The sequence below is a fragment of the Streptomyces yerevanensis genome, from assembly GCF_000716805.1.
Classification (GTDB): domain Bacteria; phylum Actinomycetota; class Actinomycetes; order Streptomycetales; family Streptomycetaceae; genus Streptomyces; species Streptomyces flaveus.
The window spans coordinates 343,991-355,313 of the sequence record NZ_JNWJ01000002.1 but is presented as its reverse complement, the minus strand read 5'-3'; the positions used below and the strand labels follow the sequence as shown (position 1 = coordinate 355,313).

At 69.6% G+C, this 11,323-nt stretch carries 14 protein-coding genes, 1 tRNA gene and 1 pseudogene; 10 read left to right on the top strand and 6 right to left on the bottom strand.

Going from position 1 to position 11,323, the window contains the following annotated elements; genetic code table 11:
- The 3 genes and pseudogenes from OP79_RS03565 to OP79_RS03555 all read right to left on the bottom strand — a co-directional run.
- Positions 1 to 362 (bottom strand): ATP-binding cassette domain-containing protein (locus OP79_RS03565; protein ID WP_033318455.1); only part of this gene is annotated, 362 nt, incomplete at its 3' end.
- Positions 353 to 1,147: pseudogene (locus OP79_RS03560) on the bottom strand (ABC transporter permease); the annotation flags it as partial. The pseudogene OP79_RS03560 and the gene OP79_RS03565, both read right to left, overlap by 10 nt.
- Positions 1,147 to 2,166 (bottom strand): sugar ABC transporter substrate-binding protein, encoded by a 1,020-nt coding sequence (locus OP79_RS03555; RefSeq protein ID WP_033318367.1) that lies wholly within the window; start codon positions 2,164 to 2,166, stop codon positions 1,147 to 1,149. The gene OP79_RS03555 and the pseudogene OP79_RS03560, both read right to left, overlap by 1 nt.
- Positions 2,167 to 2,458: 292 nt before the next feature.
- Between OP79_RS03555 and OP79_RS03550 the strand changes: the two genes are divergently transcribed.
- The gene (locus OP79_RS03550) at positions 2,459 to 3,472 is read left to right on the top strand and encodes a LacI family DNA-binding transcriptional regulator (RefSeq protein WP_033318453.1); all 1,014 of its coding nucleotides are present in this window, start codon (positions 2,459 to 2,461) and stop codon (positions 3,470 to 3,472) included.
- A 98-nt stretch (positions 3,473 to 3,570) separates the two neighbouring features.
- On the top strand, positions 3,571 to 3,726 hold the full coding sequence (locus OP79_RS55170) for a hypothetical protein (RefSeq protein ID WP_157857273.1): 156 nt from the start codon (positions 3,571 to 3,573) through the stop codon (positions 3,724 to 3,726).
- Between the two features lie 94 nt (positions 3,727 to 3,820).
- On the opposite strand, the gene OP79_RS03545 is transcribed toward OP79_RS55170, so the two are convergent.
- Positions 3,821 to 3,894: transfer RNA gene (locus tag OP79_RS03545), tRNA-Pro, on the bottom strand.
- A gap of 99 nt (positions 3,895 to 3,993) precedes the next feature.
- Between OP79_RS03545 and OP79_RS03540 the strand changes: the two genes are divergently transcribed.
- On the top strand, positions 3,994 to 4,506 hold the full coding sequence (locus OP79_RS03540; protein WP_033318366.1) for a DUF309 domain-containing protein: 513 nt from the start codon (positions 3,994 to 3,996) through the stop codon (positions 4,504 to 4,506).
- Positions 4,507 to 4,586: 80 nt separating this feature from the next.
- Positions 4,587 to 5,357, top strand: coding sequence for a precorrin-6A synthase (deacetylating) (gene cobF / locus OP79_RS03535; RefSeq protein WP_033318452.1), 771 nt, complete (start codon positions 4,587 to 4,589; stop codon positions 5,355 to 5,357).
- A 106-nt stretch (positions 5,358 to 5,463) separates the two neighbouring features.
- Here the strand turns inward: cobF and OP79_RS03530 are convergent, their stop codons facing one another.
- Both OP79_RS03530 and OP79_RS03525 read right to left on the bottom strand, forming a co-directional pair.
- A complete protein-coding gene (locus OP79_RS03530; protein ID WP_033318365.1) occupies positions 5,464 to 6,240 on the bottom strand; it encodes a cobalt-precorrin-6A reductase in 777 nt (258 codons plus the stop codon).
- A 57-nt stretch (positions 6,241 to 6,297) separates the two neighbouring features.
- Entirely contained in the window at positions 6,298 to 7,071 is a 774-nt protein-coding gene (locus OP79_RS03525) for a sulfite exporter TauE/SafE family protein (RefSeq protein ID WP_033318364.1), read from the bottom strand.
- Between the two features lie 178 nt (positions 7,072 to 7,249).
- Here OP79_RS03525 and OP79_RS03520 point away from each other — a divergent pair, with 178 nt between their 5' ends.
- From OP79_RS03520 to OP79_RS03495, 6 genes are all read left to right on the top strand, one after another.
- Positions 7,250 to 8,059 (top strand): alpha/beta hydrolase, encoded by an 810-nt coding sequence (locus OP79_RS03520; protein WP_033318363.1) that lies wholly within the window; start codon positions 7,250 to 7,252, stop codon positions 8,057 to 8,059.
- Between the two features lie 73 nt (positions 8,060 to 8,132).
- Entirely contained in the window at positions 8,133 to 8,450 is a 318-nt protein-coding gene (locus tag OP79_RS51310; protein WP_078491584.1) for a WhiB family transcriptional regulator, read from the top strand.
- Complete coding sequence (locus tag OP79_RS03510; RefSeq protein WP_033318362.1) at positions 8,447 to 8,926, top strand: Dps family protein; 480 nt, start codon at positions 8,447 to 8,449, stop codon at positions 8,924 to 8,926. The genes OP79_RS51310 and OP79_RS03510 overlap by 4 nt, the downstream gene beginning before the upstream one ends.
- Before the next feature lie 49 nt (positions 8,927 to 8,975).
- Positions 8,976 to 9,323: a DUF3140 domain-containing protein gene (locus OP79_RS03505; protein ID WP_033318361.1), complete on the top strand. Its 348-nt coding sequence runs from the start codon at positions 8,976 to 8,978 to the stop codon at positions 9,321 to 9,323.
- 2 nt (positions 9,324 to 9,325) lie between these two features.
- On the top strand, positions 9,326 to 9,997 hold the full coding sequence (locus OP79_RS03500) for an endonuclease (RefSeq protein WP_033318360.1): 672 nt from the start codon (positions 9,326 to 9,328) through the stop codon (positions 9,995 to 9,997).
- A gap of 134 nt (positions 9,998 to 10,131) precedes the next feature.
- A complete protein-coding gene (locus OP79_RS03495; RefSeq protein WP_033318359.1) occupies positions 10,132 to 11,322 on the top strand; it encodes an NAD(P)/FAD-dependent oxidoreductase in 1,191 nt (396 codons plus the stop codon).
- Position 11,323: the final 1 nt, after the last annotated feature.

Sequence of the window (11,323 nt, the reverse complement as noted above, 5' to 3'; positions counted from 1 at the left end):
GAGCCGAGGAAGAAGTTCCGCCACACCGGCATCAGCGGGACGACGGCGAGGTCCTGGTAAACCGTGGCGATGCCCTTGTCGAGCGCCTCGCGCGGAGTGGAGAAGCGCACCGGTTCGCCGTCGACGAGGAACTCCCCCTCGGTGTGCTGGTGCAGCCCGGAGATGATCTTGATCAGCGTGGACTTGCCGGCACCGTTGTCGCCGAGCACGCAGGTGACCTTGCCCGGGTGGACGGCCAGGCTCACCCCGTGCAGGGCGCGGATGTTGCCGTACGCCTTGCCCGCGGCCTTCAGTTCGACGACCGGGGCGTTGTCCGGGGCTTCCGTGTCCTTGGTGAGGGTGTCGTCTTGGGGACGAACCAGGCACCGAAGCCCACACCCATGAAGAGCGCGATCTTGGTGAAGGTCACCGGCACGCCGACCGCGCGGGCGCTGAACTTGTTGCCGCCGACGGCGAAGATCCAGTTGCCGTACTTGGTGCGCAGCAGCAGCCAGGTGGCGAGGGCGGCGAAGGCCAGCCACCACACCACCGTGATCTTCACCTCGACGCCGCCGACGTCGAAAGTCGAGGAGAAGAGTGCCTTGGCCTGGTCGAAGCCGTCCATGTCGCTGATGCCGTCGGTTGCGACATTGCCGGTGATCAGCTTGGTCACGGCGAGGTTGACGCCTTGCAGGATCAAGAACGTGCCGAGGGTGACCAGGAAGCTGGGGAGCCCGGTCTTGACCAGCAGCCAGCCGTTGAAGAAGCCGATCCCCAGCGACACCAGGAGCGCGGCGATCACCCCCACCCAGACGTTCGCGGTCAGCTGGAAGCTGAGCATGGCCGCGGTGAGCGCCGAGGTGATCACCGCGACGCCGGACGACAGGTCGAACTCTCCGCCGATCATCAGCAGGGCCACCGGCAGGGCCATGATCCCGATCGTCGACGACTGGTAGAGGATGTTGGCCATCGAGCTGCCGTCGCGCACCGGCGGCGCCGCGACGAGGAAGAACACGAACACCGCGACGGCGCCGAGGAAGACACCCACCTCGGGGCGGGCCAACAGCCGTACGGCCAGGGGACGTTGCGCGGTCCGGCCGTCGACCTCCTTCGGGCCGGGAGCCGGCGGTGTGTCCACCGCCGGCGCAGCCTGTTGGGTCATGCTCATCACCGGGTGCCCTTCGCGGCGAACTCGGCGACGGCCTCGACGTTGGACGTGTCGACGAAGGCCGGACCGGTCAGCACCGGCTGCTCGCCGCCGCCAGGGAAGTTGCCGTTGTTCTTGTAGAGCCACAGGGAGTCGATCGACAGGTAGCCCTGGAGGTAGGGCTGCTGGTCGACGGCGAACTCGATGTCACCCTTCTCGATGGCGCCGGTGAGATCCTTGTTGAGGTCGAAGGTGGCGACCTTCGCCTCGCTGCCCGCGTCGGAGGCGGACTGTACGGCCGTCAGCGCGAACGGGGCGCCGAGCGTGACCACCTGGTCGATGGAGCTGTCCTGCTTGAGCTTGGCGGTGATGGTCGACTTCACGGACGGCATGTCATTGCCGTTGACGTACAGGTTCTCCGTCTTGCCCTTGAAGGTCTTCTTCACCCCGGCACAGCGTGCCTCCAGGCCCACGTGTCCTTGGACCTGGACCACACAGATGGCCTTCTTCGCGCCGGTCTCGTTCAGCTTCTCACCGAAGGCCTCACCGGCGACTCCCTCGTCCTGGCCGAAGAACGACAGCAGGTTCTGTGCCTTCCACTGGTCCATTCCGGAGTTGAAGCCGACCACCGGGATGCCCGCCTTCACCGCCTTGGCCACCACGTTCTTCAGGGCGTCCGGCTTGGCCAGGGTGACCGCGATGCCGTCGACCTTCTGGTCGATCGCGTTCTGCACGAGGTTGGCCTGGTTGGCGGCGTTCTCGTCGTTGGAGTAGATGAGCTTGACGTTGTCCTTGGCGGCGGCGGCCTGGGCGCCCTTGCGGATGATGTCCCAGAAGGTGTCGCCGGAGGGCGCGTGGGTGACCATCGCGATCGTCATGCGCGGTGTGGAGGCCTTGCCGGCGGAGACGTTGCCAGCGCTCTCCTCGGCCTCTTTCCCGCCCGAGCTGCTGGAACAGCCCGCGAGGGTCAGGGCGGCCGCGGCGGCCATGGCCACTGCGGGGACGATTCTGCGGGAGCGGGGAAGCGGTGTGCGGGTCATGGGCGTGCACCTCACTGTGCATGGAGGGGAGAGGGGAATCCGAGGATTTCGGGTGGGCCGCTGGAGAGGAGTGGCGATCAAGGCCTCGGGAGCAGGTGGTGGAGCGAGGAGGCCGATGTCCAGGTGCCGAGGCCGTTGTAGGGCCTCGCGCTCACTGGCTGATTTCGTTGGAGCAGCAGGACAGTTAAAGCGCTTTAAGTCCTGGTACTATCAGCCTTGTTTCACGATCGTGTCAAGGGCGTTGCACGAGGAGATTTGCCGCGCGGAGGTACAAGTGGACAACAGTGGTTTCATGCGTCATCGCAACAGCGGGCACAAGCGCCCGCGGTTGGAGGACGTGGCCGCGCATGTGGGCGTCTCCACGGCGTCGGTGTCCCTGGTGCTGCGCGGCGTATCCGGCCCCAGCGAGCGGACCCGGCAGCGTGTCCTCAAGGCGGCTGCCGACCTCGGCTACCAGGTGGACCGCACCGCCAGCACGCTGGCCAGCAGGCGCAGCCGACTGCTCGGTGTCGTGGTCGACATTCGCAGCCCGTTCCACGCCGAACTGGTCGAGCACCTGCACACCACGGCCGAGGAGGTGGGCTACGACCTCGTCCTGAGCACGCTCACCCGCACCCGCGACGAACAGACCGCGGTGGAGACACTGCTGGCCTTCCGCAGCGAAGCACTGATCCTGCTCGGTCCGACCTCGCCCGCCGGCACGCTCGCCGCCCTCGACAACAAGGCCCCCGTCATCGCCGTCGGCCGCCGCATCGCCGACGTCGCCCTGGACGTCGTACGCACCGCGGACGACGACGGCGTGGGCCAGATCATCGACCATCTCGTCGGTTTCGGCCACCGCGAGATCGTCTACGTCGACGGCGGCAAGGGCGTCATCGCCACAGACCGGCGCCGCGGCTACCGCACCGCCATGCGCCGCCACGGACTGGGCGAGCACATCCGGGTTCTCACCGGAGACCAGACCGAGGCGGCCGGCGAGCACGCCGCCCGCCACCTCCTCCACGACCCTCAACTACCCACCGCGGTCGTCGCGTTCAACGACCAGTCCGCCATCGGAGTGCTGGCCGCCCTGGCCCGTGCCGGCGTCGCAGTCCCGGGCCAGGTCTCCGTCGTCGGCTACGACGACGACACCCTCTCCCGGCTGAGCTGCTTCAACCTGACCACCGTCAGCCAGAACGCCCAGGAACAGGCCCGGCACGCGGTGACCGCCGCGGTCCAGCGCCTCGACCAGGACCGCACCGAACCCCGCGAGGTCGTCCTCACCCCACGCCTCGTCCTGCGCGGCACGACGGCCGAACCTGCGTGACATGGGGAAGGCAAGGTGGAAGCGGGGGCGGGCGAGCAGCCGGGTTTGATGGCCCGGGTTCTGCGGTGACGTAGCAGTGCAACTGCCTGCACATAGTCGTGGGGGACGGGCTGCTGTCCACAACCGTCAACCTGTACGGTCACCTGCTCCCCCACGCCGCCCGCGATGCCGTCGCCGCCATCGACAAGACCCTGACACGCGCCGACCGCAAACACCACCAGAGCGCCTCGGTGTCAGCAGACCGGGCGGCCTGAGACCGGCCGCCGAGCGGCTCTCGGTTGCCATCACGTGTCACACGAACGCGTCCAGCGGGCCTGCCGTTTCCGGCAGACCCGCTGGTGAACACTGTCGGGACGACAGGATTTGAACCTGCGACCCCTTGACCCCCAGTCAAGTGCGCTACCAAGCTGCGCCACGTCCCGATGCGACCGCCGCGGTGAACCGCGTGATCGCGCGAAGAGCACTTTACCTCACGCTGCGGTGTGCTCCGAAGGGGGCGTGGGGCAGGGGACAATCGGCGTATGAGTAGTACTTCTGACGACGGGCGGGATCGGGACGCCGAGGGACGGGCTCGCAGCGCTCGGCCGCGGGACGGGCTCGGGCGGCCGCTTCCGTACGGGGCCGACGGGGTGGAGCGGCAGCCTGAAGGGGTCGTACGCACACCTGAGGAGACCGTCGACGAGGCGCAGGCGCTGTTGGAGGCGGGGAAGCCGTTCCATGCGCACGAAGTCTTCGAGGACGCCTGGAAGTCGGGGCCGGAGGAGGAACGGGCCCTGTGGCGCGGACTGGCCCAGCTCGCGGTGGGGCTCACGCATGCGGCTCGCGGGAATCTCACGGGCGGGGCGCGGCTGTTGCGGCGGGGGGCCGGGGCGGTCGAGGAGTGGGGGGCGGAGGCCGGGATGGAGCAGCCGTACGGGATGGATCTGCCGGAACTCGCCGCCTGGGCAAGGGAGTTGGCTGGGGTCGTGGAGCGGGACGAGGTCGCGGTGGACGCGAGGGCGTGGGCTCCTCGGCTGCGTGGGAGCAAGGCGTAGGGCGTGGGGTTGAGGGCCTGCCGACTGTTCTGATCAGGTGCGGTGATCCGAATGTCAGTGGCGTGGGGCAGACTCGGGGTGTGCGAAAGATTCATGTCATCGGCATTGGGGCGGGCGACCCCGACCAGTTGACCCTTCAGGCGGTCAGGGCGCTGAGGAGCACGGACGTGTTCTTCATCCTGGACAAGGGCGAGGTGAAGTCGGACCTCGTCCAGCTGCGCCGTGACATTCTCGACGCGCACATACCAGGCGGGGCGTACCGGCTGGTGGAGGCCCGCGATCCGGAGCGGGACCGGGCCGCCGGTGGTGCGGGCTACTCCCCCGCGGTCGGGGACTGGCGCAGGGCCCGCGCCGACATCTACGAGCGGCTGATCGCCGAGGAGTTGGGCGAGGAGGAGAGCGGGGCGTTCCTGGTGTGGGGTGATCCCGCGTTGTACGACAGCACGCTCGGGATCCTGGAGGAGATTCTCGAGCGGGGCGCGGTGACCTTCGACTACGACGTCGTGCCCGGCATCAGCAGCGTCTCCGCCCTTGTCGCCCGCCATCGCACGGGCCTCAACCGTGTCGCCGGACCGGTGCAGATCACGACGGGCCGACGCCTTGCGGAAGGTTTCCCCGAGGGCGTCGACGACGTCGTCGTCATGCTCGACGCCCACCAGGCCTTCCAGCGGTACGCCGACCAGGACATCGACATCTACTGGGGTGCCTATATAGGCACCCCGGACGAGATCCTCGCTTCGGGCCCGCTCGCGGACACGGCACCTCGCATCACGGCACTCCGGGCGGAGGCTCGCGAGCGCAAGGGCTGGATCATGGACACGTATTTGCTGCGCAGGCGGTCGCGGGGGTAGGGCGGGGCCGTTGCACCGGGCCCCGCCACGTGGCCCCGCATCCCTGGGCTCGCCCCAGACCCACACGCAGGCTCAGCTGGCAACAACTCACCGCACCGGCACCCCATCAGGACCCCGTCCCTGAAAGGCCGCCCTCAAGCCAAGCCAGCACCTCGGCGACATCGGCGGCAGGCACCACCCCCTCCGGCAGCGGAGGGCGGCGTACCACCACGACCGGGACGGCGAGGGCGCGGGCGGCCGTCAGCTTGGCTGACGTCGAGGCGCCGCCGCTGTCCTTCGTCACCAGGACGTCGATGGCGTGCTCACGCAGGAGGGCCGTCTCGTCCTCCAGCGTGAACGGGCCGCGGGCCAGCAGGACTTCCGTATGGGGCGGCAGCGGCGGCTCGGGGGGCTCCACCGAGCGTACGAGGAAGTGGAGTTCACAGAGCGGGGCAAAGGCTGCCAGGCCCAGTCGGCCCGTCGTCAGGAAGACGCGGCGGCCCAGCGACGGGAGCAACTCGGCGGCTTCGGCGAGTGAGGTCGTCGAGTGCCAGCGGTCGCCGGGCCCTGCCTGCCAGCCGGGGCGGCGCAGGACTACGGCCGGGACGCCCACGACCGTCGCGGCCCGCACCGCGTTCGCCGTGATGCCCGAGGCGAAGGGATGCGTGGCGTCGACGAGTGCGTCCACGCGCTCCGTGCGCAACCACCGGGCGAGCCCTTCCGCCCCGCCGAATCCCCCGACGCGTACGTCCCCTTCGAGCGCCCCCGGCCGGGACACCCGGCCCGCGAGCGAGGTGGTCACGCGCACGCCGGGCCGGGCGGCGAGGGCCGCGGCGAGTTCTCGGGCCTCGGCCGTGCCGCCCAGGACCAGGACATGGACCTCGTCATCGCCATACAGGGACATGGCGTCGAGCGTACGGCCGCAGGAATCAAGGCCACAGGAATCAGCAAAGCGCCCGGCTCAGCGAAGCAGCAGCTGCGCCCCGCCCACCACCGTCGCCGCGATCACCAACCGCTCGAAGAGCCGCTGGTTGATGCGGTCCACGGCGAGCTTGCCGATCACGGCACCCGGGACGACGAAGGCGGCGAGGGCGGCGTCCAGCAGCAGCGAGCGGCCGTCGATCAGGCCGAGGCCCACGCTGAAGGGCACCTTGGACACGTTGACGATCAGGAAGAAGAAGGCCGAGGTCCCCAGGAAGCCGAGCTTGCGGAAGCCCGCGGAGAGGAGATACATCGACATCACCGGGCCGCCCGCATTGGCGACCATCGTCGTGAAGCCGCCGAGCACACCGTACGAACGCGCCTTGATCCGGCCCGCTCGCGAGGTCACCTCCTCCGGCTCCTCCTCCGCCGTGGCCTTCCGGCGGCGCCACACCGTGACCCCGGCCATCAGCAGCAGAATCGCGCCGATCGACATCCGTACGATCTGGTCGTCCGCCCACATCAGGAACACCGTGCCGACGACCACGCCGCCCGCCACCGCCGGGAAGAGCCGCCACAGCGTGGGCCAGTGCGCGTGCCGCCGGTAAGTGAGCACGGCGAGTATGTCCCCGACGATGAGTATGGGCAGCAGGACGCCGGTCGAGGCGCGGGCGGGCAGGACGGCGGCGAAGATCGCGAGGCTGACCGTGTTGGCCCCGCTCACGGCGGTCTTCGAGAAGCCGACGAGCATGGCCGCGGCGGCGAGGGCGGCGAACTCCCAGACGGAGATGTGCCAGAGCGTCATCGTGTTCATGCGGGAACCGATGCTATGCGCAGCCATCTCACCATGTCAGGACCGTCTCGCCAGTTGGCCCCTTGCCCGTACGGGACCCAACGCGAGAGAACGCCGCTGGTATCGCACTGTGGACCGCCGCCCCGCTCCCTGGGAAGATCCTCCGGAACCTTCGCCGACGTCGATGGAGGAGCGAGCCATGGCCGACTCCCGCGAGCACACCCTCACCGGCACCAGGGGCGGTATCACCGCACGCGAGTGGCCACGGGAGCGGCCGCGGTACGTCGCGCTCCTGGTCCATGGCTACGGGGAGCACATCGGCCGGTACGAGTACGTGGCGGACGTACTGAACGGGCATGGCGCCGCGGTGTTCGGGCCAGACCACATGGGCCACGGGAAGTCGGCGGGCGAGCGGGTGCTGATCGAGGACTTCGAGGACGTGGTGACCGACGTCCACGCGGTGGAGCGGCTGGCCCGCGCCGCGCACCCCGGGGTGCCCGTCGTGCTGATCGGCCACTCCATGGGCGGACTGATCGCGGCGCGGTACGCACAGCGGTACGGCGACGGTCTGGCCGCGCTGGTGCTGTCCGGGCCGGTGATCGGTGACTGGAACGTTGCCCGGCAGCTGCTGGCGCACGACCCGATCCCCGAGGTCCCCATCGACCCGACGACATTGTCGCGCGACCCGTCGGTGGGCGAGGCGTACGCGGCGGATCCCCTCGTCTGGCACGGCCCGTTCAAGCGCCCGACGCTGGAGGCCTTCGTCCGCACGCTGGAGACCATCTCCAAGAGCGGCAGCGTGGGCTCACTCCCACTGCTGTGGCTGCACGGCGACGACGACCGGATCGTGCCACTGCCCGCCAGCCGCGCGGGCGTCGAGGAACTGCGCGGAGCCGACTGGACCGAGCGCGTCTACCCGAGCGCACAGCACGAGGTGTTCAACGAGACGGACAAGGCCGCTGTCCTCGCGGACGTGACCGGCTTCGTGGACCGCATACTCGGGAACTGACCGAACCGCGCGCCGGAAGACGGGCCTGAAAGACGCGGGTTTCCGTTGATCCGCCTTGGATACTCGCGCCCGCATGGAGTGGTTGCGCAGTGCAGCCTGCGCGGATGAGGACCCGGAACTGTTCTTCCCCGTGGGCACGACCGGCCCGGCCCTGCAGGATGTCGAGGCCGCCAAGGAAGTTTGTGCCCGCTGCCCGGTGTCCTACCAGTGCCTCGTCTGGGCGCTCGACACCGGACAGACCTCGGGTGTGTGGGGCGGAACCTGTGAGGAGGAACGCGCGGCGCTGCTTCGACTTGTCCGACGTCAGGCCACAAGCCCCGAAACCATGAACCCCGAAGCCACAATCCGCGAAATCAGAAGCCGCGAAACCACAAGGAAAGGCGCGTCATGACTGTGGTGAAGAGCACCCTTCCCGACCCCGCACGTCAGGTGGTCGCGGATGCCCTGCAGGGCACCCTGGTGGACCTGCTGGGGCTGTCACTCATCGGCAAACAGGTCCACTGGAACATCGTGGGCCCACGATTCCGCACGATTCACTTCCAGCTCGACGAGGTCGTCGCCACGGCACGTTCGTACGCCGACACCGTGGCCGAACGCGCCGCGGCACTCGGCATCCCGCCGGACGGCCGGCCCGAGACCATCGCCGCGACCTGCGCCCACCAGAGCCCGAAGGAAGGCTGGGTGCAGGACACCGAGGTCGTCGGCCTGCTCATCGAGTCCCTGGACACGACCATCGGGCAGCTCCGCGAGCGGATCAACGCGACCGACGAAGCCGATCGCGTCACCCAGGACCTGTTGATCTCGCTCACGGCCGAACTCGAGAAGCACCGCTGGATGTTCCAGGCCGAGAACTGGCCCCGCGACTGACAACCGCAAGGCGCCAGAGCGGAGGGCGCCGGAACGGAGGGAGTACGTCATGGCCGACGCTCTCGAACTCGAGGCGCTGTGGGACGAGTTCCACCGCGTGGTGAACATGACCTCGCAGGAACTGGCCGCCTGGCTGAAGGTCAGTGACGCCGACGAGGAGACCGAACCGCTGCCGGAGCACGCGGGTTCGCCCACCGGTCAGCATGTCCTGGCGATCCTCCAGAAGCGCCGTACGGACCTCACCGAGGACGACATCGGCGTGATGTACGAGGTCGTGGACACGGTCGAGGCCCAGACGGAGCCTGCGCAGGAGCCCACGGCCCAGGAACCCACTGCCCAGCAGACCGAGCGCCGTCACCGGCTGATGACGCTCGGCCACGACCCGCTCAGGCCGTAGTCATGGCCGGCCGGGACAGCCGGATCATCGAGACGCTGGTCGCCGAACACGGCCGTACGTTCGCCGAAGAGGCGGGCATCAAGCTGCGGAACACACCGCAGCCGCTGTACCGCACCCTGGTCATGGCCTGTCTCCTCAGCGCGCGGATCCGCGGTTCCGTCGCCCTCGCGGCCACCCGCGCCCTGTACGAGGCGGGGATGCGCGATCCGCGCCGGATGGCCGACGCGAGCTGGCAGCAGCGGGTCGACGCGCTGGGCGAGGGCGGCTATCGGCGCTACGACGAGCGCACGGCGACGATGCTCGGTGAAGGCGCCGAGCTGCTGCTGGACCGTTGGGGCGGCGATCTGCGGCGTATGCGCGACGAGGCGGACGGCGATCTCGACCAACTGCGTTCTCTGCTGCGGGAAATACCTGCTCTCGGACCGGCCGGCGTGGACATCTTCCTGCGGGAGGTGCAGCTGGTCTGGCCCGAGGCCGCGCCCTGGCTCGACGCGAAGGCGCTCCAGGGCGCGGAGCGGCTCGGGCTGCCCAAGAAGCCGGACCATCTGGTGAAGCTCGCCGGTCACACCGAACCGGCCGTGCTGGCAGCCGCGTTGGTGCGGGCCGCGCTCGACAAGAAGATCGTGGAGGACGTTCTGCGGCGCGCGGAGGAACGCGCGGAGGACAAGGACTGAAGGCCTCGAAGGCCGGGTGGGCAACGGGCTCAGCCGCTCGCCCTGGTTTGGTGACCCGCGTCACACCCAGCTCCTGTCAGCAATCGGGGCGCCGTCTCGTTCAAGGGGCACGCCAACGAGACAGGAGCATCGCCATGAAGCACCGCATCGTCGTACTCGGGGCCGGATACGCCGGGGCCTTCGCCGCCGGAAACCTGGCCCGCCGGCTCTCCCCCGCCGACACCGAGATCACCGTCGTCAACGCCGTGCCCGACTTCGTCGAGCGGATGCGGCTCCACCAGCTCGCGATCGGCCAGGACCTCGCGTTCCGCAAGCTCGCCGACATATTCGCGGGCACCGGGGTACGACTGCGCCTGGCGCGCGTCACCGGCGTCGACCCCGAGCACAGGACCGTTGCCGTGACCGGCGAGGACGGCGACGGCGAGCTCGCGTACGACACACTTCTCTACGCGCTCGGCAGCTCCGTCGCCCACCATGGCGTCCCCGGCGTGGCCGAGTACGCCTTCGATGTGACCGGCCGGTCCTCGGCGCTGCGTCTGCGCGAGCGCCTGGCCGGCCTGGGCGAGGGCGGCACCGTGCTGGTCGTCGGTGAGGGGCTGACCGGCATCGAGACCGCCACCGAGTTCGCCGAGTCCCGGCCCGACCTCTCGGTCGCGCTCGCCGCCCGCGGCGAGCTGGGCGCCTGGCTCTCCCCGAAGGCCCGCCGTCACCTGCGCCTGGCCTTCGACCGGCTCGGCGTCACCGTCCACGAGCACACCGGCATCGAAGCCGTCGAGCCGACACGGGCGATCGCCGCCGACGGTACGTCCATCCCGGCCGACGTGACCGTGTGGTCGGCCGGGTTCGCCGTGCACCCCATCGCGGCCGCCAGCGGCCTGGAGGTCGCCGAGACCGGCCAGATCGTCGTCGACCGCACCATGCGCTCGGTCTCGCACCCGGACGTCTACGCCGCCGGTGACTGCGCCTACGCGATCGGCGAGAACGGCCGGCCGCTGCCGATGTCCTGCGCCTCGGCCGGCTACACCAACATGCAGGCGACCGCCGCGATCATCGCGCGCCTGACGGGCAGCGAGGTCCCGACCACCGGACTGAAGTACCACGGCAACCACATCAGCCTCGGGCGGCGGGACGCGATCTTCCAGATGGTGGACGGGGACGTCCGGTCGAAGTCCTGGTACCTGGGCGGCAAGGCTGCCGCGCGGCTCAAGTCGGGCGTGCTCAAGACGGCCGGGTGGGGCATCGCCCACCCGACCTTCGGCATGCCGAAGCGCAAGCGCCGCCTGGCCACCGCGTCTGACCGGTCCGGTGTGAGGGTCGCCGCATAGG